This window comes from Agromyces humatus, assembly GCF_021228295.1.
In the GTDB taxonomy this organism is placed as follows: Bacteria; Actinomycetota; Actinomycetes; order Actinomycetales; family Microbacteriaceae; genus Agromyces; species Agromyces humatus.
In genome coordinates, this window is record NZ_JAJQPD010000007.1 from 76506 (window position 1) to 101495 (window position 24990).

A 24990-nucleotide genomic window follows, 5' to 3' on the forward strand; every position below is an offset into this window, starting at 1 on the left:
CATCGCCCCTACGACGGTACGAGACTCGAATGGCTCGCCGGAGGGATGTCGCCGGGCGACGGTCGTGCCAGAGTGACTGGCATCATGAACGACCTCGGACAGCCCCAGATCTCTTCCGCATCGGCCGAACCGCCGAAGGCGCCGGCTCCGCCGACCCCGCGCCTCGTGCGCACGATCGACGAGCGCGAGTTCCGGGCGTGGCTGTGGGTGACGACGTCGCTGCTCGCCGTCGCGCTCTTCGCGGTCTCGGTGCCGCTCGCGGCGACCATCTACGGCGTGCACCTGCTCGCCGCCTTCGCCACGAGCCTCGCGCTCGCGGGTGCGCTGCCGCTCGCGGTGCGGTGGCCATGGGTGGGGGCGGGACTCATGACGGTCGGCATCCTCGTCTTCCCGATGCTCTCGGCGTCGTCGCAGGGCGCGCCGTGGCCGTGGCCGGTCACGACGATCATCGGCCAGGGCGCGCTGCTCGTCGTGCTCGGGCTGCTGCGGCTCAACTGGATCGGCGTGCTCGCGGCATGGTTCGTCCCCGGGGCCGTCACGATGCCGTTCGGGTTGGTCGACGGCGGCGCGCTCGCCAACTGGATCACGGCCGCCTCAGTCACCGCGCTCGCGCTCGCGATCGCCCTGCTCATCGCGCAGCGCCGGCAGATCGGCGCCGAGCTCTTCCGCGAGCGCGCCAATTCGGCGTCGGAGCAGCAGCGACGCGTGCTCGTCGAAGAACGCACCCGCGTCGCCCGCGAGCTGCACGACGTGGTCGCGCACGGGCTGTCGGTGATCAACGTGCAGGCGACGAGTGCGCCCTACCGCGTCGCCGACCTCAGCGACGAGGCGCGCCACGAGTTCGCCGAGATCGCCGCGACCTCGCGCACCGCGATGACCGAGATGCGCCAGCTGCTCGGGGTGCTGCGCAGCTCGGACTCCGCCGCCGAGACCACGCCGCAACCGGGGATCGACGAACTGGGCGCGCTCGCGGCATCCGTCGAACGCGCCGGCGTGCCGGTGACCCTCGAACTCGCCGACCGCCTGCCGGCCGACAACCTCCTGTCGACCGCGGCATACCGCATCGTGCAGGAGGCGCTCTCGAACGTCGTGCGTCACGCGCCCGGCGCGACGACGCACGTCTCGGTCGAGGTGCTCGCCGACGACCTCGTCATCAGCGTCGAGAACGATGCGGCGACGGATGCCCCGGGGCCCGACGCGAAGGGCGGCGGCCACGGTCTCGTGGGCATCGACGAGCGGGCCGCGCTGCTCGGCGGGCGCGCCGAGCACGGCGAGCGACCGGGCGGGGGTTACCGTGTTCTCGCGACGCTGCCGCTCGGTGGCGACGACGGGCGCGACCCCGGCGACGGGCGTCTCAGCCATGGAGGACGGGTGGCATGACGATCTCGGTGCTCATCGCCGACGACCAGGCGATGGTGCGCGCCGGGTTCGCCGCCGTGCTCGCGGCGCACGAGGGGATCGAGGTCGTGGGCCAGGCGGCCGACGGCCTCGAAGCCGTGGCGCTCGCGCACGAGCTCCGTCCCGATGTCGTCGTCATGGACGTGCGCATGCCCGGGAAGAACGGCATCGAGGCGACTCGCGCGCTGCAGACGCCGCCGCGCGGCTCGGACTACGTGCCCAAGGTGCTCATGCTCACGACGTTCGACATCGACGAGTACGTGTACGACGCGCTGCGGGCGGGCGCGAGCGGGTTCCTGCTGAAGGACGCGACCCCCGAAGAGCTCGTCGCGGCCGTGCGCATCGTCGCGGGCGGCGACGCGTTGCTCGCGCCCAGCGTGACCCGCCGGCTCATCGAGGACTTCGCGCGGTCGGGGCCGCCGCCGCGGCCGTCGGGCACCCGGCTGGCCGGCCTCACCGAACGCGAGCTCGAGGTGCTCACCCTCGTGGGCCGCGGGCTCTCGAACTCCGAGATCGCGGCGGCGCTGTTCATCGCCGAGCAGACGGTGAAGACGCACGTGTCGAAGATCCTGCAGAAGCTCGCGCTGCGCGACCGCGTGCACGCCGTCGTGCTCGCCTACGACACCGGCCTCGTGCAGCCGGGCGCCTAGCACCTCGGTACCGAGTCCCTGGTACCGGCGTAGGGGTGCAGTTCGGCACCGCGGAGTGATGCCGCGCCGGGTGCCGCGTTCCTAGCCTGCGGGCATGGTTATCACACACACGCCAGGACGCGGGGCCGAGGCATCCGCTGGACAGCGCACTCGAGTCGCACGCGATTCGAGTGTCGACGCGATCCGCATCGCGCTGCTCGTGATCGTGTTCGCGCTGCACGCCATGATGTGCGGGGTCAGCGTCGGCGCCGCCGGACCGGTGCTCGAGAACGCCCTCGAGGGACGGGCCTGGTTCGGCCCTGTCAGCTGGGTCGTGCAGATCATGCCCCTGTTCTTCATCGCGGGCGGGTTCTCGAGCTTCCACCACTGGCGATCGATGCGCGCACGCGGGGCGTCGGCGTCGGACTACGTGCGGGCGCGCCTCGAACGGCTCGTGCGCCCGGCGCTCGCACTCGTGGTGGTCGTCGCCGCAGGCCTCGCCGCGCTCGCGCTCGCCGGCCTGCCGGCCGAGCTGGTCGCCACCGCGGGCTTCCGCATCGGCCAGCCGCTCTGGTTCCTGGGCGTCTACATCGCGATCTCGGCACTCGTGCCGGTCATGCTGCGCGCCCACGAGCGTGCGCGGATACTGACCCCGATCACGCTGCTGGCCGCGGTCATCGCGGTCGACCTCACGCGTCTGACGACCGGCATCGACGCGATCGGGTTCCTGAACCTCCTGCTCGTCTGGCTGCTCGTGCAGCAGCTCGGATTCCACCTCGCCGACGGCGCGCTCGACCGGCTCGGCCGCGGCATCCTCTGGGGCATCGCCGGCGGTGCACTCGCCGTGCTGGTGACGATCACCGTCGTCGGGCCGTACTCACCCGACATGTTCGAGAACCTGAACCCGCCGAACGTCACCCTGTTCGTGCTCGGCGTGGCCCAGCTCGCCCTGTTCCAGCTGGCACGCCCGCGCATCCGCGCCTGGGTCGAGCGAGCGGATGCCTCGCACCGCATCTCGTTCGTCGGCGAACGTGCCATGACGGTGTACCTGTGGCACATGCCCGTACTGGTCGCGCTCGCGGGCCTCAGCCTCGCCGCCAATGCGAGCTTCGGGATGCCGCTGCCCGAACCCTCGACGTTCGATTGGTGGGCGACGCGCCCGCTGTGGCTCGTCGTCGCGGCCGCCGCCGTCGTGCCGGTCGTGCTGCTGTTCGCGCGGTTCGAGCGGGCGCGTCGGCGCGGGGATTCCGGGCGAGCAACGGTCGCGGCATCCGCGGGCTGGACCGCCGTCGACACCGTCAGTGGAGTGGCGGGGGTCGCCGTGCTGCTCGTCGCCGGCTTCGGGCCGGTGCCGGCGCTCGTCGCGATCGTGTTGCTGTTCGTGGCGCTGCACGGCAGTGCGCGCCTCGCGGCGACGGCCAGGCTCGCCGCGGTGCAGCGACTCGCGCCGTGAGCCCGTCGGCGCCGGTCGAGGCCCGTGACCTCAGCGGGCGTCGACCTCGGCGGGCTGCGGCTCGACGACGGCCTGCGTCTCGACGGTGTCCGGCTCGACGGCGTGCGGCTCGGCGAACGCCGTCTCGACCTCGGTCGCGCGGTCGCGACGGTGCTCACGGATTCGTCGCACGACGAGCGTGACGAGCGCGATCGCGATCGCCGCGTACACCACGTAGTCGACGTACCCGAGGTACCGGTCGAGCACCTCGTGCTGGGTTCCGAGCGCCGCGCCGGCGCCGATGAGGAACGTGTTCCAGATGCCGCTGCCGATCACGGTGTAGACGCAGAACCGCAGCAGGCCCATGCGGGCCGCGCCGGCCGGAATCGAGATGAGGCCGCGAACGCCGGGGATGATGCGGCCGACGAGCACCGACCAGGACCCGTGGCGCGTGAACCACTCGGCGCCGCGCTCGAGGTCGGTGCGGCTCACGAGCCGGGTGCGCGCGATGAGGTCGATGGCCCTCGTCATGCCGACGGCGGCACCGAGCCAGTAGAGCAGCAGCGCGCCCGCGAGCGACGCGGCCGTGCTCCAGACGATGAGCCACCCGAGCTGCAGCTCGCCGGCCTGGCTGAGGTAGCCCGCGAACGGCAGGATCACCTCGCTCGGAATCGGCGGCACGAGCACCTCGATGAACACGAGTACGCCGACGCCGAACTCGCCGAGGGCGTTCAGCAGGTCGGCGGCGAACCCGGTGAGGCCGGTGAATCCGTGGTCGGGGGCCGTGGTGAGCGAAGACATCCCGGGCCACGCTAGGGGCCCCAGATGAACGAAACCTGAGGGGTTCGGGCGCTGGTCAGTGCGCGTGGCCGCCCGGCTCCTCGAGGTGCTCGCCGTGCGGCACCGCCTGCCCGCCCGCGGGTGTGGCGGCGAGCGCGGGGGTCGCCAGGGCCGCCACGAGCGCGGCGCCCGCGACGAGCCCGACGAGGGATCGCCGATCGAATCCCGCAGCGGGCGGCCCATCGGGTCGGGCCGCCCGCGCGGGCGCGGTCGCCGTCACGCGGGCGCGCCGAAGCGCGAGCGCGCAGGATGCTGCGACGACCACGATGAAGGCGGATGCCGCGACGAGGGGTCCCGCCGCGACATCCGCTCGCCCGACCCAGCCGGTCGCCACCAGCGCTCCCGCCCCCACGAGGAATACGCTGCACGCGACCAGCGCCGCAGCCGGCGCGACGAGCCGCCCGGCGCGGAGCGCGAGGATGCTCCACACCAGGGCGGCCACGCCGAACACGGCTGCCGCGGGCTGGACGATCCCCCCGGCACCGGCGGCGACGGCCAGCAGCACGAGCCCGGCGCCGACGGCGGCGAGCATCGGCCAACTGCGGGTGGCCGCCGCCAGTGCGCGCATGGCCGGCCCCTACGCCGTCGCCACGCGGCGCGTGGAGCGCTCGAACCCGAGACCGACTCCGAGCAGCACGATCGCGCTCGCGAGGTGCAGGAAATGGTCGGCCGTGTTCAGCGCGAGGATGTTCGCCGCGGTGCCGGCGAGGAAGAACCCGACGATGCCGAGCAGCAGGTAGACCGCGCCGACGGTCGCGTTGACGGCCTTCGCCGCGGACGCGGACATGAGGCCCGCGACGAGCAGGGCGCCGCCGATGAGGAGGTGGGCGATGTTGTGCAGCGGGTTGACCTGGAAGATGCCGAGCAGCAGCCCGCCCTCGGTGGCGATGAAGCCGACGCCGCTGGTGACGGCGAAGCCGAGCAGGCCGACGAGCACGTACACGGCACCGAAGACGGTCGCGACGATGCGGTTCGGAGAGTTTCGCATGGGGGTACCTCCCTGTTCAGAGCGCGGCGGTCGCCGGGCTGATGAGGGATACGGAGCACGCCGCCCGGCGGATTGGTTGCGGGTTCTCACAGGCCATTCATCGTGATCCGGACGTATGGTGGAGACGAGAGCTCGACTGTCGTACCGACGTGAGGAGCAACCGATGAATGCACACGAGCCCGGCTCATGGGAGCAGGACGAGAACGAGAGCCCGACCGACAACCTCGAGGGCGAGTACACCGAGACCAACGGTGAGGCCGTTCACGAGCGAACCGTGCATGGCCAGTACACGCGCGGCGACGACGGTGCGCCCGAAGACGACGACGAGGGCAGCTACACCGACGCCGACGGCAAGGGGCCTACGCATCCGACGAGCGAGCGGCACGGCAAGTACATTCGGCACGACCAGTAGTCGCACGCGCGACCCCGCGTCGGGCCATCCCTTCGACAGGCTCAGGACGGCGCGGTTACCGGCCTGAACCGCCGATGCGGTGAGATGGTGGCATGTCCGAACCGATCACCGTCTCGATCCGGCGCGAGGTCGACCCCGCGCACATCGCCGAGGCGACCGCGTGGGTGCAGACCGGCGTGAACCTCGCGAACAAGTACCCCGGGTTCCTCGGCTCGGGGTGGGTGCGCGCGGGCGAGACCTCGCACGTGTGGCACATGCTCTACCGCTTCGCGAGCGACGAGGCGCTCGAGGCCTGGGAGCGCTCGTCCGAACGCGCCTGGTGGCTCTCGATGGGCGAGGGCTTCGTGCGCTCCGAGCGCGTGAAGCGGCGCACCGGCATCGAGGGGTGGTTCGACGACCCGGCGACGGGCTCGATTCCGGTGACGGATGCCTCGGGCGCGGCGATCTCCGACGCGCCCGCGCCTGCACCGCCACGGTGGAAGCAGGCCGTCACGATCTGGCTCGGCTTCTTCCCCGTGAACCTGCTCTTCACCTCCCTGACGTCGCCCATCCCCGGCTGGGGCGACCTGCCGATCTGGACGCGCGTGCTCGTGACGACGCTCGTGCTCACGCCCGTGATGGTCTTCTGGGTGCTGCCGTGGGTCACGCACTGGCTGCGGCGTTGGCTCGCCCCGCGTCCCGCGTGAGCGGGGGTCAGCGCGAGCCGCGGATGCGGCGCGAGAGCGTCGCCGCGGCCTCGCGCACGCCGGCCACGGCCAGCTCGCGCAGCTCAGGCGACGCGTCGTCGGGGAACGTCACGGCGATCGCCGCGGCCGGCCAGCCGAGGTGGTCGACCACGGGCGCCCCGGCCGAGGCGAGTCCCTGCGTGACCTCACCCTCTTCGTCGGCCCAGCCGCGGGTGCGCACCTCGGTGAGCACCCGTTTCAGGCGGCTGTAACTCCAGCCCGGGGCATCCGACTCGCCCTGCGGCTGCCGTGATTCGAAGGCGGCGCGATCGGGATACAGCGCGCGCAACTGCGCCGGCGGCAGCTCGGCGAGCATCGCCCGGCCGGTCGCCGTGAGGTGTGCGGGCAGGCGCACGCCGACGTCGGTGACGAGCGACGGGCGACGCGGGGCGCGCTCCTCGACGAGGTAGAGCACGTCGCGCCCGTGCAGCACGGCGAGGTGCCCCGACTCGCCGAGCCGGTCGACGAGCCCCGCGACGAGCGGGCGCCCGAGCCGCGCGAGCGGCTGCTGCCGGCTGAACCCGCTCGACAGCTCGAACGCGGCGATGCCGAGGCCGTAGCGGCGCTCCTCGGGCAGGTGCACGACGAATCCGCGCTCCTGCATGACCGCGAGCAGGTGGTAGACCGTCGAGCGGGGCAGGTCGAGCGCGACGGCGATCGTCGCGGCCGGCACCGGCCCGCGCTGCGTCGCGAGATGCGCGAGGATCGCGAGCGTCTGGTCGGCGGCGGGCACCTTCGACGGCACGGTCATGCGATCCAGCGTACGCCGAGTCTGGGATCACAGACGGATGTCCCGGCCACGGCGTTCCCGCGCGCGCGACCGCAGTGTGGAATCGGAGGCATGAGCACCATCGCGCCTGCACCCAGCCCCGTTGCGACCTCCGTCATCGTGGGCACCGGCCCCGTCTCGATCGCCGACGTCGTCGCGGTGGCGAGGCACGGGGCATCCGTGGTGCTCGACCCGGCGGCCCTCGACGGCGTCGCCGCGAGCCGCGCGATCATCGAGGCGCTCGCCGCAGATCCCGAGCCGCACTACGGCATCTCGACCGGGTTCGGCGCGCTCGCGACGACGTTCATCGCCGACGACCGCCGGGCGCAGCTGCAGGCCAGCCTCGTGCGCTCGCACGCCGCCGGCTCTGGCGCCGAGGTCGAGACCGAGGTCGTGCGGGCGCTCATGCTGCTGCGCCTCTCGACGCTCATGACCGGTCGCACCGGCGTGCGCCGCGAGACCGCCGAGACCTACGCGGCCATTCTCAACGCGGGCATCACGCCCGTCGTGCGCGAGTACGGATCGCTCGGCTGCTCGGGCGACCTCGCGCCGCTCGCGCACTGCGCGCTCGTGGCGATGGGCGAAGGCGAGGTGCGCGTCACTCCGCTGGTTGAGGAGACGCGTCCTCCGGCGTCGGGCGCTCCGCAACCGGCGAATGAGGCGCTCGCCGCCGCCGGCATCACACCCCTTCGCCTCGGCGAGAAGGAGGGCCTCGCCCTCATCAACGGCACCGACGGCATGCTCGGCATGCTCGCCCTCGCGATCGACGACCTGCGCCTGCTGCTCACCACCGCCGACATCGCCGCGGCGATGAGCGTCGAGGGGCTCATGGGCACCGACGCCGTGTTCGCCGAAGACCTGCACGCCCTGCGCCCGCAGCGCGGCCAGGCCATCTCGGCCTCGAACCTGCGGCGCCTGCTCGCCGACTCGCCGATCGTGGCGAGCCACAAGGGCCCCGAGTGCACCCGCGTGCAGGACGCGTACTCGCTGCGCTGCGCCCCGCAGGTGCACGGCGCCGCCCGCGACACGCTCGCGCACGCGGCCTCCGTCGCCGGGGCCGAGTTCGCAAGCGCCGTCGACAACCCGGTGCTCACCCTCGACGGGCGGGTCGAGTCGAACGGCAACTTCCATGGTGCGCCGGTCGCCTACGTGCTCGATTTCCTCGCGATCGCGGTTGCGGATGTCGCATCGATGAGCGAGCGTCGCACCGACCGCTTCCTCGACCGGGCGCGCAACCAGGGCCTTCCGCCGTTCCTCGCGCACGAGGTCGGCGTCGACTCCGGCCTCATGATCGCCCAGTACACGGCGGCAGGCATCGTCTCGGAGCTGAAGCGCCTCGCAGTGCCGGCGTCGGTCGACTCGATCCCCTCATCGGCGATGCAGGAGGACCACGTGTCGATGGGGTGGGCGGCCGCACGCAAGCTGCGCCGCTCGATCGACGGCCTCTCGCGTGTGCTGGCGATCGAGGTCATGACCGCGGCCCGCGGACTCGCCCTGCGCGCACCGCTCGAGCCGGGCGCGGCGACGGGCGCCGTCGTGGCGCTCGCGGCAGAGGTCGGCGCCGTGCCGGGGCCCGACCGGTTCCTCTCGCCCGAGATCGAGGCGCTCGCCGAGGCCGTCGTGTCGGGTGAGGTCGCCGCGCGGGCGGCAGCCGTGACGGGGTCGCTCGACTGACGGTTTTCGCCGCGACGCGGCATCCGCTCGCCTGACGGCGACGTGCCCGCAGCCCGCTACCCGGCTACCCGAACCGCCCGTTCACGTAGTCGAACGTGCGCGGATCGATCGGGTCGGCGAACATCGCCTCGGTGTCGCCGTGCTCGACGATCGCACCGGGCGTGCCGTGCGATGCCAGGAAGAACGCGCAGTGCTGCGATACCCGCTGCGCCTGCTGCATGTTGTGCGTCACGATGACGATCGTGACCTCGTGCGCGAGCTCGAGCATCGTCTCTTCGATGACCCGCGTCGACGTGGGGTCGAGCGCCGAACACGGCTCGTCCATGAGCAGCACGCGGGGTTTCACCGCGAGCGAGCGGGCGATGCAGAGGCGCTGCTGCTGGCCGCCCGACAGGCCGGAACCCGGGGCGCGCAGACGGTCCTTGACCTCCTTCCACAGCCCCGCCTTCGTGAGGCACGACTCGACGAGGTCGTCCTTTTCGTCACGCGACGCGCGGGTGCCCGTCAGCTTGAGGCCGGCGATGACGTTGTCGTAGATCGACTGCGCCGGGAACGGGTTGGGCTTCTGGAACACCATGCCGATGTGCTTGCGCGCCTCGACGAGCTTGCGTGCAGGGTCGTAGATGTCCTCGCCGTCGAGCAGCACCTCACCGGCGAGCGACGCCGACGGCACGAGCTCGTGCATGCGGTTCAGGATGCGCAGGAACGTCGACTTGCCGCACCCCGACGGGCCGATGAGCGACGTGATGACGCCCGCCTCCATGGTCAGCGACACCCGGTCGAGCACCTGGTGGTCGCCGAACCAGGCCGTGATGTTGCGGCCCTCGAGCGTGGCGAGCTGCGCGGGTTCGGCGAGCGCGGCATTGCCGGTCAGGTTGCGGTTCGCGTCGGGCCGGCGACCGAATTGCGGCAAACGGATGCCCCGGCCCCAGTCACGGCGCTCGGGAACGACCTCGACGACGGTCGTGATGTCTTCAGTCATGGATCGGCTTTCAGGTCGTGGTGTCGTGGTGTCGTGGTCGGTGGTGGTGGGTGGGTCGAGCCGTGGGCGATTCGTCTCAGAGCAGGTTCGGCAGCAGCCTGACGATCTCGCCCGAGACCCAGAGGGCGGCGAGCAGGGTGAGGGGCACGAAGACGATCCAGGTGCGGCGGGCGCCCACGTTGCGGTACGCCCACACCGCGCCGACCTCGACGAGCACGAGGAACTGCAGCGCGAACACGAGCGCCCACACCATCGACGTGTCGCCGCGCAGCTCGCGGTCGGACTCGGGGAGGGTGGCGAAGTTCGTCAGACGCGTGCCCGTAGGCTGGGCCTCGCTCGTGAGGCGGGCATCGACGCGAGCGATGCCCGACGGCGAGAACGGCGCGCCGCGCGCAGTGGTGAGGATGACGCGGCTCTCGCCCGGCTTCAGGCGCGGCGGTGCCGGATCGCCGGCGTAGCGCAGGCCGATCACCTCGAACTCGTGCTCGCCCTGGCCGGTGATGACGCTGAACTCATCGCCGGGGGCGAGCTCTTGGATGCGGGCGAACGGCCCGCCGTACGCCGCGGCGCGGCCGAGGATGACGCTGACCCCGGCCTGACCGGGCAGTGCGGTGTCACGACGGTGGCCGGGACCGAGCTGCGTCGTCGCCGAGTCGGTGCCCTCGACGATGACCTCCCTGATGCCGAGGTTCGGGATCTCGAGCAGCGCCACCGGCGCGCCATCGGGCAACAGCACGTCGTGCACGTCGCCCTCGGTCACCGGGGCGACGCCCTCCTCGAGCTGCTCGCGGAACGTGTCGGTGAGTTGCTGCTGCGTGACGAGGTGACGCACCTGCCCGATGACCATGACGTTCAGTACGAGCGCGAGCAGCAGCGCCGAGCACACGATGAGCGCCCCGCGGATGAACTGTTCGCGCGGCGTGAGCAGGACCGGCGGGCGTTCGGGCTTCGGCATCCGCCGGGGCGGCTTGGGGGGTTTCGGTGGTTTCGGGGGTCGCTTCGCCCGCACCGCGGTGGCATCGCCCACGACGTCGGTGTGATCGTAGTCCTCGAGCAGCGTCACGCGACCTCACCCAGCCGCACCGGCACCTCGATGCGGCGCAGGAACGTGCGCACGACGGCGATGCCGAGCACCACGACGAACACGGCCGCGATGAACCACGGCGGCGCGAACACGTTCACATCACGCGTGAAGGATGAGAGTTCGGCGTTGTCGACCTTCTCAGGCGGCGTGAACGTCGTGTGCGCGGTGACGAACGTCCACTGACCCACTCCGGGCAGCACGGCGCTGATCGTGCGCTTCTCGCCCGGCTTCACCGCGACGACCTCGACGTCGTCGACCTGGCTGATGCGGTGGCCGAACGGGCCCTCCAGCCAGAAGTCGGCCGTCGCGTCGATCGTCGACTTCGACACGTTGCGCACCGTGAACCAGACCTGCAGTTCGCCGGCGAGCGGGTTCAGCGAGGTCGAGTACCCGCCGGCGAGGCCGCCGACGAACAGCACGCCGCCCAGGTCGGTCTCACCGAGTGCCGGGGCGGCCGGCGCTGCGGGTGGGCCCGCGGCCCCCGGGCCCTGGATGTGCGTGATGCTGCGGCCGGGCGGCGTGATCGGCGGTCGGCCTGGCGCGGCGGCGGGGGGATCGATGCCATCGCTGACGTCGACCGAGAGGTTGCCGGGGTTGCCCTCCTCGGCGCGAGCGGCTCGGTCGGCGGTCAGCCCGCCTGTAGCGACCATGAGCACGGCGAGCAACACGACGCCGCAGATCACGGTCGGCAACGAACCGGCGCGTCGAGCGCTGATCATGGTTCACTCCCGCCCGAGCCTGCCCCGGCCCCCACGACGTCCTTCTCGCGCTCGGCCTCGATCTTTCGCCGTGCCTCCTGCTCGGTGTACTCGATCCACGCCGCGGCATTCTTCGCGTCGACCGTGTTGCGCCACCTGCGCAGCACGATGAATCCGACGACCAGCGCAATGGCGATGACGAGCGGCCACGGCGGGGCGATGAGCACGGTGTCGCGCGAGATCGCCGAGACGGGCAGCTTCTTGTCGGCGTCATCACCCTCGACGAACGGGTTGAGGGTCACCCACGGGTTGAGGTATCCCCAGCTCGCGACACCGGGGATCTCGGTCTCGAACGTGCGGGTGAACCCGGGTAGCAGCTCGGGGATTCCGTCACCCTGCTTCGCCGAAGCAGGGGCGCTGAACCACGTGCGAACACCGAGCGACACGTTCGAGGCGAGCGCCACGTTGCCCGTGTTCTGGATCGTGTAGAGCACCCGCACGCCCCCGCTGAACGGGTTCCACCAGTCGCCGACGAACTGGCTGTCGACGCTCGAGATCGTGAGCGCCGGCTGGATGTCGCCCGACACTCGCACATAGAGGCGAGTACCGAGCCGCCGATCGACGTTCACCTGGTCGCCGGGCGTGACGACCGACGCGAGGATGCCGCCCGCGTGGTCGCCGGGGCCTGCCTGGGCGGGGATGTCTACGGTGAACGGCACGAGTCGCGACTCGCCGGGCTTCAGGTCGAACGCGAGCCGGTTGGTGCCGTTCTCGAAGTGCACCCAGGTGCCGGCGTCCTTCGCCTCGGCGCCGGTCTCGAGCAGGCCGAAGCTGCCGTCTTCGTCGTTGAAGGCGTCGGTCGCCAGCACGGTGAACGTCTGGGTGAGGGTGCCGGTATTGCGCACGAGGTACTTGTCGGCGACCTGTTGGCCGGGATCGACGCTGTAGCTGAAGCGCGTGCGGTTGTCGGGCTTGCCGTCGTCACCGGCGGGCTGCCCAGAGATGCCGATCGTGTCGTCGGCCCGGGCTGTGGCGGGGTCGCCGACGATCGCGGCGGTGATCGCCAGACCGGCGAGCAGGGCGACGACGAAGGCCCGACGGATGCCGCGGGCGGCGGGTCGGGCGGACGATGCGGGGGTGATGGCTGCAGTCACTGGCTGTGCATTTCGTTCAGGCGTCTCAGGTGAGACGGGGTGAATCGTGGGCGGGAACACACCGTGTGGGAGAGACACGCTCGGCGCCTCTCCCACACGGGTGTCACATACCTGACGACCTCTCGAGGACTACTTCGAGACGAGGTCGAGCGTCAGGGTCGAGGTGTGCGCACCCTTGGCCGCGTTGATCGGGGCCTTGAACGTCAGGTTGGTATCGAGCACCGCACCGACCTCAGCGGTCGAGGAGCCGACGGCACCCTCGGCCAGCACACCGAAGGCACCCTCGCCGGCGAGCTTGCTCGCACCGACGGTCACACCCTCAGTGAGCGCGACGCCGACTGGAGCGTAACCCAGCGCGGACTTGGCGACCGTGGTGGAACCCGGGCCTGCGAAGTCCGCAGCGGTGACGTTGAGGTTCCAGCCGCTCAGCACGTCGCGGTCGTCGAACACCGTGAACTGGCCCAGCGCGACCGCGTCGGTCGTCTGATTACGTCGCACATCGCCGAGGTCGATCAGCGTCGCAGCCGGAGCCACGAGTTCGAAGCGGCCCGAGTTGGTGACGTCGACCGTGAGGTCGGTCTCGGAGGTCGTGTCGTAGACGGGCGCCGTCGACGTGAGCGTGAAGGTGTCCCACGCCGCGAGGACCTCGTCGGCACCGTTGTTCTCGTAGAGGAACAGCTTGGTTGCCGCGTTGACCGCAATCGCGGAAGCGTCGACCGTGCCCGCACCGTTGGCGTCGAGCACGACCGTGCCGAGCCCGCTGCGCGCGCCCGCCGCCGAGAAGACGCCCACGTCGAGCGTCTTGTTCGCGTTCGCCGCACCCGCATTGATCGACAGCTGCTTGCTGTCGACCGTCTCAGTGACGAGAGTGTCGACCTTCTGGGTTGCAACGAGGTCGCCCTCGACGATCAAGTCAGCGGGAGCGGGGCCCTCGAGCTCGACGGGGCGGATCGTGTACTTGCCCGTACCCGGCTCGACGTCGATGGTGCGGTAGACCGAACCCAGCACCGTCACACCGTTGTTGGTGGTGAAGGCCAGGCCGGTGAGCCATTCGCCGCCCTCTGAGAACACCGACTCGATGCCGGCACCGTTTCCGGAGCCCTTCTGCTCGAGCGTCAAGTTGGGGGTGAGCACACCGCCGTTAGGGCCAGCCGCGGCGTCGGTCGAGAACGCGCGCCAGGTGTTCGTGCCACCAGACAGCTCGCTCACCTTCGCCACGAACTTGTAGACCTGCGTGAAAGTCGCCCCCGCGGGAACGTAGTCAGCTGGCATGATCTCCGCCAGGACGTCAGTGGCGCTCGCCGAGGCAGCGATCTGCTCGGCACGGTCGAACACCCTGCCAGGCTGCTCGACATAATCGCCGGTGTTGGCGTCGAAAAGGAAGAACGAGCCCGGCGAACCGTTGCTCTGCGGGTTCTTGATGTCGCCCTCGGCAGCGTTCGCCGAGACCGTGCCGCCGCCCACGAGGGCGAGGGCGAGGAGGCCGGCCGCAGCCGCGCTCCACTTCTTGTTGATGTTCATTGCATTCCTTGTCTCAGAGGTGATGCGTTAATGAGGTGTGTTCCTGTGGTGATGAACGACGCTGGTCTCGACATGGCGGCCGCGCCGCCTCCTCGACCGGCCGACCTATGCGCGAAGTGCGGCTCGGAAGGGCGTCGTCGTCGACGGAGCGAGGAAACCGAACTTCTTTTTCACCGAGCCCGCCTGCGTCGGCAGGACACTCGCCGTGTTGGCGAACTGGTTGGCTGCGTTGCTCACGAGCCTCGCGAGGTTGGCGTCATACTTCGGGTCCCCCGACGTCACGCGGGCGTTCTCGACCACGATGTAGGTGTCACGGCCCCAAGTGCTGTTGGCGTAGAACGCTGCGTTCGGAACCATCGAAGCGCCAGTTCCCGTGACCGCCGGCGTGCCGGCGATCGGCGAGCCGATCTTGACTCCCGCACCACGGCGGTCGATGCCCGCGCCGGTGTTCTGCGCCACCCACTGGGCGGCCGACATCGGCGTGATGGCGTTGGCAGGGAACGGCGTGGTGCCGTCGGCGAGGAACTCCGTGTCGTGCTCTTGGCCGACCCTGACGCAGGCACCAAGGGTGCCGATGCCGGCCTTCGAGATGAAGTCGGCGCGCGTGCCCGAGCCGCTCTGCGGGATCACGGGCACGACCGTGACGCCGCCGACCTGAGTGATCGTGCACTCGAAGATGCCCTTGAGCGTCGCCTGGTCGATGTTGTCGAACGCCGCGTTGGCGCCGCCCGAATGCGCGTACGAGAGCGCGTCGCGCCCGAAGGGGATGTAGAGCAGCGGACCGTTCGCCACCACCGTGGCACCCGACGACGAACGCGCGATGTCGACCTGGCCCGTGATGGTGACGTTGGTCGGGGAGCCAGGAGTCGCCGAGGTGTACGGCTGGCCGTCGATCGAGCGGCTGAGCGCACGAACCCCATCACCCGAGCCGTTGGGACGGCCGAAACGCGGACCGCCCGACTTCGTCTGGACGGTGACCGAGCCGGTCGCGTCGAACGATGCGGCGAACGCCGAGCCGGCCGAGGAGCGGACGGCCGAACCGGTTGTCGTCGTGCCATTGGCGAGGGCGTTCATGACATCCTGCAGCGTGTCGGAACCCACGACGACAGGGCCGTTCGACACCGGCTCCGCGTTCGCCGGGGAGGCGACCGCGAACAGCGACGCCGCCACGCCGAAGGCGGCGGCCGCTGCTATGATCTTCTTCTTATTCACAACTCTTCCTTTTCTCTAGGGCTGTGGTACAACAAACGCTCGCTCTTACCAGCGGGCGTCTTGGCGGCTCTCCACCGGAGGGCCGTCAAGTCTGTGGGGCACCCTCGCCCCGCTCTGAGGTTGGGCCTGCAGAGTGAACAGGGGGCGCTGTTCCTGCGAAGGAAGGCTGTACGGGCGACGGCCGAACACCCGCTTCGCAACGGCCATCATGTTCGCCTCCGAATGCGGGTCATCACGGGCACCGTGAGCGCGGTTCCCAAGCCGGCGACGAGCCCTGCGGGCACGGCCGCCGCCGAGACGCCCAGTTCGGGGTCATCGGGCGTCGCGGCGCCGACCAGCTCACCCGCTGGGTCGCCGGTCGCAGCGACGGTCGGTGGAGCTGAAGGGGTCGGTGCGGGCTGCTGCTGCGACGCGGGCGGCGTGACCGATCGGATGCCGCCACCGGGCGGTGCCGTGCTGCCACCCGGGGGCGGGGGGCTCGGGAACGAGCCGGCTTCGATCGCGTCGGCTGCGGCGAGCGCCTGGGCGACCCAGGACTGCGGCAGCGGCGCATACCCGGGCGGCAACTCGCCCGCGTCGGTGCCCGGCGACTGCCCGTCGCGCGCCGCGAAGCGGATCAGGTTCGCGTAGACCGCCCGAAGGTCGGCATCGGTCTGCTTCGGGTTCAGCGCCGCATAGACCGGCATCGTCAGCGGGTACGCCGTGGGTGCGGACTTCGCCGCCGCCCCCGATAGTGCGTACACCATGACCTTGTCGTGCGCATCGGAGGGCGTCATCGCGGCAGCTGCCGCCGCAATACCGTCCTGCGTCGGTGTGACGTACCTGCCCGCAGGATTGCGCAATGCCGCCGTCACCGTCTGGTAGAGCTCGGCAGCGGGCGACGTCGTCACCCCGATCACCTTCTGGCTGCCGAAGAGCTCGCGCACCGTCTTGCCGAACTTCGGTGGCGTCGCGAACTTGTCCCAGGCTCCGAGCAGCATGCCGTCACCGCGCAGCACGTGGTAGGCACCGTCGGCGAAGCTGTGGGTGTAGGGCCGCCACGTGACCAGGTTGATCGGCCCGCTGCCGTCGGAGGGATCGCTCTCAGTGGTGTTCGGCTTCTCGACCGGGTCGGCTTTGGGAAAGCTGTCGGTCGGAAGCGCGAAGCCCTGCCCGCCGGGATTCACCTTCGGATTGGTGGAGTACCAGGGGTTCACGATCATGCCCGACTCGTCGGGCTTGCCGTCGAGCCAGGCCCGGGCGTCGGGGTCGGCAAGCACGTACTCCCACAGCCGAACTGCGAGGTCGGACCGGCCCGACGGGGTGAGCGTGTCGGCGACCGACGCCGAGACGACGATCTGCGATGCCCATTCCGCGTCGTTGATCTTCGTGAACTCGGGATCCTGAATGATCGTGCGGGCGTTCTTGCCGGGGTCGTCGAAGCTCTTGTAGCCGATGTGCGACTTGTCGGCGCCCGACGGCAATGAGTCGGTGTATGACGCCGTCAGCAATTTGGCCACGAGCCTCGGGGTGAGCTTCAGGTCGGTCATCGGAAGTCCGGCACGCGCCTTGTATTCCGCGGGGGCGTTGATCGGATGCGGCTGCCGGTCGATCGAGAACGAGATGGCCACACCCGACAGCGCCACGGGGGCGTAGGCGACCGGATCGGTGGCGTCGCTCACGCGGCTCAGGTCGAGCGGGCGCGAGGTGAACGCGAGCGGGCTGGGCTCGGTGCCCGCCGCCCGCACCAAGGCGTCAGCTTCGCTGCCTTGACTCAGCACGAACGGAGCGCCGTCCTCACCGAGGCAGAGCTGCGGCTGCCACGAGGCGATCGCTCCTGCCACGAGTTCGCTGCCGGCGAGCTGGCGCTCGGCGGCGCCGAGCTCGCACCGCACGCCGAGCGGCTTGAAGTCGAGCTTCACGGCCACGTGATGCTCCCACGCGTCCCACCACAGGCCCGACCGGTTGATCTCGACCGAACCCGAGTCGCCGGTGCCGCGCGGAATCACCACAAGCCAGCACGACTGACCCACGACCGTGTCGTCGGTCTGCGTGATCGGCGCCCCACAGCCGAGAGCGGTCGACTGCATGGCCGTCTGCACCTCGAACGGCACCGAGCCCGAGCCGTCGGCGCCGCCGCCCGCCCACTTCACCTCGTTCGTGGTAAAGGCAGTGAAGAACTGGTTGGTGTTCAGGTCGACGAACTCGTCGCCCGACTTCTGCACGACCTTGCCCGCGTCGTCGGTCTTCAGGTTGTCGAGCACGTATTCGGCTGGGGCGAGCTTCTCGTCGACGATCCCGTCGGGGTTCGCAGCGACGAACGGAATCCCCGTGTAGGTGGGCACGAAGAAGCTCTCGCTCGGATCGGTGTACATGAGGTCCTCATCGGCGACGTCCTCATCGCCGGTGCTGCCGTCCCGGGCGGCGCCGGCCCCCACGGTGCCGCCGTATTGGCACGTGCGCCGGTCGGGGTGGCCGGGGTTCGCCGGGTCTTCGCCCCAGCACTGCGCGATCTGCAGGAAGTTCGTGCCGCCCGTCGTACCACCGGGACGCTCGGACTGTTTGCCCCCGGTCCAGCTCACGCGGATGCCCTGCGACACGAGGTCGCTCGTCTGCGACACAGTCACCGACAGGTCGGGGAACGGCGCACCCTCGGGATTCAGAGCATCCTCGGCGTTCGTCAGGGTGACCTCGCTCGACGTGGTCGTCTCGTCAGCGGCATCCGCTCGGTCAGCCGGGACCACGGCCCCACCGAACCCGACGATCCCCGCGACGAGAAGGCCGACGACGAGCCCTGAGAAGCCTGCGCGCACCCAGACCGCCCCGCCCGCGGCATCCGTTGCCTGCATGCTCATCGCGGCGCCCCGTTCGTGGACTGCCCACCGGGCGCGTTGGCGCGCCGCAGCCGCGGCGAGAGGAACGGCGGCAGCACGACCGCGGCGAGCAGCAGCAGCACGGCACCGAGCATCGCCGACTGCTGCCAGCCCCAGCTGTCGTCGTCGAGCGTGAACGGCGACGCCACGGCGGAGCCGGCGACCGCCGAACCGCCGTCCGAGATGAGGTTGCCGTTCTCGTCGTACACTGCGGCGCCGGCACCGGCGCCGGGAGCTGCAGTCTCGGCACCCGCACCCGCGCCTCCGGTGCCACCGGTGCCGTTCGTCGCCGCGCCGCCCGTCCCCGATCCCGATACGGGCGTCTCCTGCGGGGCGCCGGCGGTGCCGGTCGTGCACTGGTTCGGTCCGCGCTTGTCGCAGGCGGCCGGCTGGGCCGCCGTCAGCGCGAGCTGGTTGTTGCTCGGGGAGTCACCGGGCTTGAATGTCGGGTTGTTGCACGTGTTGGGATCGACGCCCGCGGCGCCTGCGCCTGGGATGCGCTTGATCTGGTCGAAGCCCGCCAGCACGAGGTTCATCGGCAGCGGCGAGTATCCGAGGTCTTCGGCCTGCTGCTGGCCCTCGCACAGCATGTAGCTGGCGAAGGCACCGAGGGTGGCGCCCTTCTTCTCGGTGAACACGCCACCGACCTGGGTCGGCACGATCATGTACGAGTAGCTCGAGAGCGGGTAGGTTCGCGGGTCGGCGCTGTTGTAGACGCCATCGAGGATCTGCGTCAGGTAGTCGGCCGAGCCCGAGTTCGTGTTGATCTGCGCTCGCAAGAGCGCCACGGCCACCGAGTCAGCCGTGGGCTCGACGTAGTAGTCGGCCTTGTTCAGCACCTTCGCGACCGGGAAGCCCGACTCGAGCGCGTAGGAGTACTCGACGTACGTGATCGCACCTTCGCCGTAGCCCTGGCTCACATAGCCCGCGACGCCCGACGAACCACTCTGCGCCTTGCCGTTGGCGGGCGTCGGGAACTGCGACCTCATGCCGGCCGTCCACAGGTCGGGGTGCTGCTTCGACATCCACAGCGAGAACTGCGCCGACGAGCCCGAGCCATCGGACCGCACCACCGGCACGATCGCCTTGTCGGGCATCGCCAGGCCCGGATTGTCGGCCGTGATCGCCGGATCGTTCCACTTCGTGATCGCCCCGGTGAAGATCTTCGTGATCGTGACGCCCGACAACCGAAGGTTCGAGACCCGCTTGCCGCCGATGTTGAGGTGGTACATGAACGCCGTACCGCCCGCGACGATCGGCATGTACGCATACCCGCGCGGCGGCACCTCGGGCGCCGAGTTGTCTTCGGGCCGCGTCTGGAACGGGATCTCGCTGACCGCGAAGTCGATCTTTCCCTCGATATAGGTGCGACGACCGGCCGACGAGCCCTGACCGTCGTAGTTCACGGTCATGCCGTAGTTCGATGCGACATTCCTGCGCCACTGATCGAGCGCGTTCTGCGACCACGTCGAACCCGCCCCGCTGATCACCTCGTAGGTGGCGGCGTGCGCGGGCATCGCGATGCCGACGGCCATCAGCAGTGCTCCCACGGCGGCGATGAGGCGCACGCGGCGCGTGAAGGGGGTCATTTCGGCTCCTCCTGAGGTTCAACTGTCGCCTCGAGGCGTCGGACGGCGGCGCGCTCCTCGTATCGCTCGAGGTCGCCCTTGGATCGCGCCTGGGCGGCTCGGCGCTGCCGTGGTGACAGGTCGCCGGGGCCCCGGCCGCCGATGACGCGGGCGACCGCGAACAGCGCGAGCACGAGCAGCATCAGCACGGCCGCCGTTCCGAAGCCGCGGGCGATGAAGTTCGGCTCGGGCGAGCGAACGAAGTCGAACACCTGCAGCGGCAGCGAGGTCATCGGCCCGTGGAACGGGTTGGTGTTCATGACCGAGGTGATGCCCGAGGTGAGCAGCACGGGCGAGGTCTCGCCTATGCCGCGGGCGGTGCCGAGGATGATCGCGGTGACCAGGCCCGAGCGGGCCGTCGGCAGCACCACGTGCCACACCGTGCGCCAGCGCGACGCCCCGAGCGCGTATGAGGCTTCACGAAGGTTTCCGGCCACGAGGCGCAGCACGACGTCGGACGCTCGCACGATGATGGGGAGCATCATCACGGTGATCGCAAGTGCCGCCGCGAAGCCCGACCGTTCGGCCCCGATGCCCAGGATGACGGCCGAGTAGACGAACAGGCCCGCCACGATCGAGGGAAGCGCGGTCATGGCGTCGACGATCGTGCGCACGAACCGGGCGAACCGCCCGCCGATCTCGTTCAGGAACAGTGCCGTGACGATGCCCAGCGGAATCGAGATCGCGAGGGCGATGCCGATCTGGATGAGGGTGCCGACGATCGCGTGCGCGACACCGCCGACGTCGAGCCCGTCGAGCGGCCCGGCGAACTCCATGTCCTGGAAGAAGAAGTTCAGGTTCATCAGCGCGGGCAGCCCGCGCAGGAGCGTGAAGGTCACGACGAACAACAGGGCGCTGAACAGCACGACTCCGGCGCTCGCGAGCACGAGCGTCATGACGCGGTCGACCATCTCGCGCCCGTCGGAGGTCGTGTTCACCAGCAGGGCGTAGATCGCGACGAAGGCGAGGAAGGCGACGACCACGAATCCGACGACCCCGCTCAGGGGTGCGATCCACCCGAACAGCAGGATGGCGATGGCCATCGCACCGGCTGCTGCGCCGAGCAGGGCGAAGCGGTCGTCGAGGCGGGCGGAACGGATGCGGCGACGCGGGCCGATCTCGATTCCCTCGCGCACCGGGATGCTCGTGCGGATCTCGGTCGCGGCCTCGAGCTCTTCGTCGGCGAGGTCCGGCTCGTACGTCGTGAGCGACATCACGCCTCACTCTCGGCGCCGGAGCGCGAGCGGGCGACGATCGACGACGCGGCGAAGTTGATGACGAGGGTGATCAGGAACAGCACGAGCCCCGCGGCCATGAGCGCCGACAGGGCGAACTCGCTCGCCTCGCCGTAGCGCAGGGCGATGAGCGCCGACACCGAGTTGCCGCCGGTCTTCAGCACCTGCCAGTTGATCGCGAAGATCGGCGAGATGATCATGTACACCGCGATCGTCTCCCCGAGCGCGCGGCCGAGCCCGAGCATCGTGCCGCCGATGATGCCGCCGCGGCCGAACGGCAGCACGACCGCCCCGATCATGCCCCAGCGCGTGGACCCGAGCGCGTATGCCGCCTCGCGCTCGCCGGCGGGTGCCTGCATGAACGCCTCGCGCATGATCGAGGTCTGGGTGGGCACGACCATGAGTCCCACGACGATGCCCGCGATGAACGCCGACGACGTGAACGCGCTCGCGTCGGTCAGCGCGGTGCCCTCTTGGTCGGTGACCGCGAAGAACGGGATCCACCCGAAGTACGTCGAGATCCACCGCGAGACGGGGATGATGCCCTCCTGAAGGAAGAACACCCCCCACAGGCCGAACACGACGCTGGGCACCGCGGCCATCAGGTCGACCAAGGTGATCGACCACTGTTTGAGGCGGCCCGACATGACCTCTGAGATCAGCAGCGACGTGCCGAGCGCCAGGGGAACCGAGATGCAGATCGCGATGACCGCGATCATGATCGTGCCGAACAGCACGGCAGCGATGCCGAACTCACCGGTCTCGGGCGACCACTTCTGCTCGAAGAGGAAGTCGAGCCCCGCCACCTGAATCGCGGAGCCCGCGCGGATCGAGAGGAACAGGCCGACGGCGAGCATGATCGCGACGGTCACGCCGCCGGCGGAGAACGCGACGGAGCGGAAGACCACGTCGGACCGTGACGGGCGAGGGACGAGCGACCGCGGTTCCTGCGGCGGACGCGACTCGGGAGCCTCGTCGGCGAGGATCACCGTCGTCGTGGTGTCACCGAGGGTACGATCGTCGGTCACGACCGCGCCGATCGGCATGGCGACGTGGGCATGGGCAACCTCGGGCTGAAGCGTTGGGGAGTGACGGCGCCGGGCGCCGATTCGCGGATCACGTTCGCCCCGCAAAGTGAACGATCGACATCGCGAATGCGAAGGAGGTCTGGATTCGGAATGGCATCCGGGCGCTTCACCCGCCATTGCCCCCCGAAGGAGGGGCCGGTGACGGTGTTGCGGTCGCGGCGGGCGGCAGGGAGGCTGGAGCAGGGCCATCCGATTCGAGCACTGTCACCGTCGTTCCCAACGCCAGCGCGGTCCCTTCGGCCGGGTCGCTGCCCACGATCGTGCCGGGCAGGACATCGGTCGAGATCGTAGCGAGCGCGACCGTGAAGCCGGCGCCCTGCAACGCGCCGAGTGCCTCCGTACGTGTCAGTCCGGCCACCCGGGGCACGCGATTGAACCCTGAAGCGACTGTGAGCGAGACGGACGCACCCACTGCGACCGGCGTCCCTGCCGCCGGCGACGAGTCGAGCACGGTGTCAGCCGCATGCGCCGAATCGACGACCGTGAGCTCGCCGGCCTCGAGTCCGGCGTCGGCGAGCGCCCGCATCGCCTCGGCGAGGCTCGAGAACGCGACGAGCGGCACGACGACCTCGACGGCCTCCACGACCGGGTCAGGCTGAACGGGCGCGCTCGACGGCGCCGCGTCGTCGGCCGGCGATGGGAGCGGCGCAACCTGCGAGGGTGGCGACGAGGCAGTCGGAACCGGGAGGACCGGCGACCCGGCGGCGGCGAATCCGGCGAGCGTCGCGACGACCGCGGCCACACCGGCACCCGTCATCCACGCACTCACCATGCGGCGCCGGTGCCGGTGCCGCGAGAGCGGCCGCCGACCCTTGCCCGCCCGCTGCACGGCGGTGCGTTCCGCCGCGGGCGATCGGTCGGGCACACTCGTGCTGCCCAGCACGCGCGTCACCCCCGTCGCCGGCGCGCCCGCCGGTCGAGTAGCCGGCGAAGCTGGCGTATCGAGACCTCGTGCCCGGGTCTCTACGCGCGGCTGCGCCGCTCCTCGACCAGCGACGTCGAGGGCCGCCCGCATCTCCCCTGCCGACGCGAACCGGTCCGAGGGCGCCTTCAGCAACGCCCGCACGACGAGCCGGTCGACGTCGCGCGGAATGCGCGAATCCATCACCGACGGCACCGGCGGCGGTAGGTCGAGGTGGGCGCGCATCGTCTCGTTCACGGTCGCGCGGCCGAATGGCGGGCGGCCGGTGAGCGCGAAGTACAGGACGGCGCCCGCCTGGTAGACGTCGCCGCGTTCGTCGACGGCCGCCCCTCGCACCTGCTCGGGCGACATGTAGTTCACGTTGCCGATCACCCCGGCACGGTCGGAATCGGGCTCGCTGCGCAGCACGTCGCTTCCGAGGGCGGCCCGCCCCGCGGCATCCGCCAGACCGAAATCGAGCAGCCGAACGCCGGCCGTTGCGATCGAACCCGCATCGGAGACCGCGACCATGACATTGGCGGGCGACACGTCACGGTGCACGAGGCCGACAGCATGCGCCGCCTCGAGCGCGCGCAGCATGCCGTCGAGCACGGCGAGCGCCTCGGGGACGCCCAGTGGCCCGCGCCGCTCGACGTGCTCGGCGAGGCTCGAGCCGCCGGCCCGCTCGAGCGCGATCCACGCGACCGGGTCGACGCCGTGCGTGTCGACGCCCACGTCGAGCACGCCAGCGATGTTCGGATGTCGCAGCTCCCGCGCCCGCCGCGCCTCGGCGAAGAACGCCTCGCGTGTCGCGGGCCGCCCCGAGAGGTGCGGGTGCAGCAGTTTGAGGGCGACGGATGCCCCAGTGCTCGTGTCGACCGCCGCGAACACCGATGCAGACCCGCCGGTTCCGAGGAGCTCGCCGAGCCGGAACCGGCGCGACACGAGGCCCGACGAGTCGGTCATCCTCCGGTGCGCTCCCCACGGTCGCCGCTGGAGTCGGCCCGTCGGTCAGCCGAGGGCATGCTCGGGCACCGTGTGACGTCGACCGAATCGGCCCGATGAGGCGCTTCGGTCTGCGTCATCCGCGATGATCGCATGCGGCAACGCTGCGAGTGCGCCGAGTGCCGACGCAGCGCCCGTCGAGGTCGAGTTGTACCACCGACCGCACGTCATCACCGTGACGCCTTCGTGCCAGACGACCCATCCGCGCGACGCGTTGTGCGGACCGGCGACGACCGTGATCTCCAGCTCCGCACACTGCGCCTGCAGTCGTCGCACGTGTGCGCACGCGGCGTCGAAGCTGTCGTAGAACAACGAACTGCGTCCGAGCTCGCGGTTGTTCGAGGCGAGCAGCCGCCAGATTCCGGGCCATCGCTGCGCGCCCGAGCGTGCCGTCGAGCGCGCCACGGCGACGATGGATCCGGCGTTCCCCAGCGGCGCCACCGGCGCGCGCGTCGGCCGGGTGCCTTGCGGCCGGCCGACGAACGGCTCGCGGAACCGGGCCCAGGCCTGCAGCATCGGATCGGTGTCCGAATCGAAGACCGCGAACCTCACCCGCGCGGGCGCACCCGCTGTGCCGCCGAGCGCGACATGATTACCGGTCACGATGCCCTCTACTCCGATGCCGGCATGCACCTCTGCCGCTCGGAAGCAGACTCAGCGCCGTGGGTTACGAAGAGTCCGTCCGCAGACGATCTACGGATGTCCGGAATGTGAGCAGCAGGTGTCGAAACCCGACCCGCGTCGCCGATTCCCACGGAACATC

22 protein-coding genes are annotated in these 24990 nt (G+C 70.5%); 6 read left to right on the forward strand and 16 right to left on the reverse strand.

The window, feature by feature from the left end:
* The first annotated feature begins 84 nt into the window (after positions 1-84).
* From LSF15_RS12910 to LSF15_RS12920, 3 genes are all read left to right on the forward strand, one after another.
* Complete coding sequence (locus tag LSF15_RS12910; RefSeq protein ID WP_232498949.1) at positions 85-1380, forward strand: sensor histidine kinase; 1296 nt, start codon at positions 85-87, stop codon at positions 1378-1380.
* Complete coding sequence (locus LSF15_RS12915) at positions 1377-2048, forward strand: response regulator (RefSeq protein ID WP_232498950.1); 672 nt, start codon at positions 1377-1379, stop codon at positions 2046-2048. Before LSF15_RS12910 ends, LSF15_RS12915 begins: the two co-directional genes overlap by 4 nt.
* A gap of 94 nt (positions 2049-2142) precedes the next feature.
* Positions 2143-3480 carry an acyltransferase family protein gene (locus LSF15_RS12920; RefSeq protein WP_232498951.1) on the forward strand — a complete coding sequence of 446 codons (1338 nt, stop codon included), beginning with the start codon at positions 2143-2145 and terminating at the stop codon, positions 3478-3480.
* Between the two features lie 30 nt (positions 3481-3510).
* On the opposite strand, the gene LSF15_RS12925 is transcribed toward LSF15_RS12920, so the two are convergent.
* The 3 genes from LSF15_RS12925 to LSF15_RS12935 are packed head-to-tail and all read right to left on the reverse strand — an operon-like array spanning position 3511 to position 5287.
* Complete coding sequence (locus tag LSF15_RS12925) at positions 3511-4260, reverse strand: DedA family protein (RefSeq protein ID WP_232498952.1); 750 nt, start codon at positions 4258-4260, stop codon at positions 3511-3513.
* A 55-nt stretch (positions 4261-4315) separates the two neighbouring features.
* Entirely contained in the window at positions 4316-4867 is a 552-nt protein-coding gene (locus tag LSF15_RS12930) for a hypothetical protein (protein WP_232498953.1), read from the reverse strand.
* A 9-nt stretch (positions 4868-4876) separates the two neighbouring features.
* Positions 4877-5287: a DUF4383 domain-containing protein gene (locus LSF15_RS12935; RefSeq protein ID WP_232498954.1), complete on the reverse strand. Its 411-nt coding sequence runs from the start codon at positions 5285-5287 to the stop codon at positions 4877-4879.
* Positions 5288-5450: 163 nt separating this feature from the next.
* On the opposite strand from LSF15_RS12935, the gene LSF15_RS12940 reads away from it, so the two are divergent.
* Both LSF15_RS12940 and LSF15_RS12945 read left to right on the forward strand, forming a co-directional pair.
* On the forward strand, positions 5451-5699 hold the full coding sequence (locus tag LSF15_RS12940) for a hypothetical protein (RefSeq protein WP_232498955.1): 249 nt from the start codon (positions 5451-5453) through the stop codon (positions 5697-5699).
* A 92-nt stretch (positions 5700-5791) separates the two neighbouring features.
* Positions 5792-6385, forward strand: coding sequence for an antibiotic biosynthesis monooxygenase (locus tag LSF15_RS12945; protein ID WP_232498956.1), 594 nt, complete (start codon positions 5792-5794; stop codon positions 6383-6385).
* Between the two features lie 7 nt (positions 6386-6392).
* Here the strand turns inward: LSF15_RS12945 and LSF15_RS12950 are convergent, their stop codons facing one another.
* A complete protein-coding gene (locus LSF15_RS12950) occupies positions 6393-7175 on the reverse strand; it encodes an IclR family transcriptional regulator (RefSeq protein ID WP_232498957.1) in 783 nt (260 codons plus the stop codon).
* 90 nt (positions 7176-7265) lie between these two features.
* Between LSF15_RS12950 and hutH the strand changes: the two genes are divergently transcribed.
* Entirely contained in the window at positions 7266-8867 is a 1602-nt protein-coding gene (gene hutH / locus LSF15_RS12955; RefSeq protein WP_232498958.1) for a histidine ammonia-lyase, read from the forward strand.
* A 64-nt stretch (positions 8868-8931) separates the two neighbouring features.
* Here hutH and LSF15_RS12960 read toward each other — a convergent pair whose 3' ends face one another.
* From LSF15_RS12960 to LSF15_RS13015, 12 genes are all read right to left on the reverse strand, one after another.
* The gene (locus tag LSF15_RS12960; protein ID WP_232498959.1) at positions 8932-9849 is read right to left on the reverse strand and encodes a phosphate ABC transporter ATP-binding protein; all 918 of its coding nucleotides are present in this window, start codon (positions 9847-9849) and stop codon (positions 8932-8934) included.
* A 76-nt stretch (positions 9850-9925) separates the two neighbouring features.
* Positions 9926-10912, reverse strand: a complete 987-nt coding sequence (locus LSF15_RS12965) for a sortase (RefSeq protein ID WP_232498960.1) — start codon at positions 10910-10912, stop codon at positions 9926-9928.
* Positions 10909-11652, reverse strand: a complete 744-nt coding sequence (locus tag LSF15_RS12970; protein WP_232498961.1) for a hypothetical protein — start codon at positions 11650-11652, stop codon at positions 10909-10911. The genes LSF15_RS12965 and LSF15_RS12970 overlap by 4 nt, the downstream gene beginning before the upstream one ends.
* Positions 11649-12785, reverse strand: a complete 1137-nt coding sequence (locus LSF15_RS12975) for a COG1361 family protein (RefSeq protein ID WP_232498962.1) — start codon at positions 12783-12785, stop codon at positions 11649-11651. The genes LSF15_RS12970 and LSF15_RS12975 overlap by 4 nt, the downstream gene beginning before the upstream one ends.
* Before the next feature lie 129 nt (positions 12786-12914).
* Positions 12915-14306 (reverse strand): hypothetical protein, encoded by a 1392-nt coding sequence (locus LSF15_RS12980; protein WP_232498963.1) that lies wholly within the window; start codon positions 14304-14306, stop codon positions 12915-12917.
* Between the two features lie 105 nt (positions 14307-14411).
* Positions 14412-15518: a hypothetical protein gene (locus LSF15_RS12985; RefSeq protein ID WP_232498964.1), complete on the reverse strand. Its 1107-nt coding sequence runs from the start codon at positions 15516-15518 to the stop codon at positions 14412-14414.
* A 206-nt stretch (positions 15519-15724) separates the two neighbouring features.
* Positions 15725-18352, reverse strand: a complete 2628-nt coding sequence (locus tag LSF15_RS12990) for a hypothetical protein (RefSeq protein ID WP_232498965.1) — start codon at positions 18350-18352, stop codon at positions 15725-15727.
* Positions 18349-19959, reverse strand: coding sequence for a phosphate ABC transporter substrate-binding protein PstS (pstS, locus tag LSF15_RS12995; protein ID WP_232498966.1), 1611 nt, complete (start codon positions 19957-19959; stop codon positions 18349-18351). The genes LSF15_RS12990 and pstS overlap by 4 nt, the downstream gene beginning before the upstream one ends.
* Complete coding sequence (gene pstA, locus LSF15_RS13000) at positions 19956-21212, reverse strand: phosphate ABC transporter permease PstA (RefSeq protein ID WP_232498967.1); 1257 nt, start codon at positions 21210-21212, stop codon at positions 19956-19958. Before pstA ends, pstS begins: the two co-directional genes overlap by 4 nt.
* Entirely contained in the window at positions 21212-22261 is a 1050-nt protein-coding gene (pstC, locus tag LSF15_RS13005; RefSeq protein ID WP_232498968.1) for a phosphate ABC transporter permease subunit PstC, read from the reverse strand. Before pstC ends, pstA begins: the two co-directional genes overlap by 1 nt.
* Before the next feature lie 166 nt (positions 22262-22427).
* Positions 22428-24188 (reverse strand): protein kinase domain-containing protein, encoded by a 1761-nt coding sequence (locus LSF15_RS13010; protein WP_232498969.1) that lies wholly within the window; start codon positions 24186-24188, stop codon positions 22428-22430.
* A gap of 45 nt (positions 24189-24233) precedes the next feature.
* Positions 24234-24830 carry a hypothetical protein gene (locus LSF15_RS13015; protein WP_232498970.1) on the reverse strand — a complete coding sequence of 199 codons (597 nt, stop codon included), beginning with the start codon at positions 24828-24830 and terminating at the stop codon, positions 24234-24236.
* Between the last annotated feature and the right edge of the window lie 160 nt (positions 24831-24990).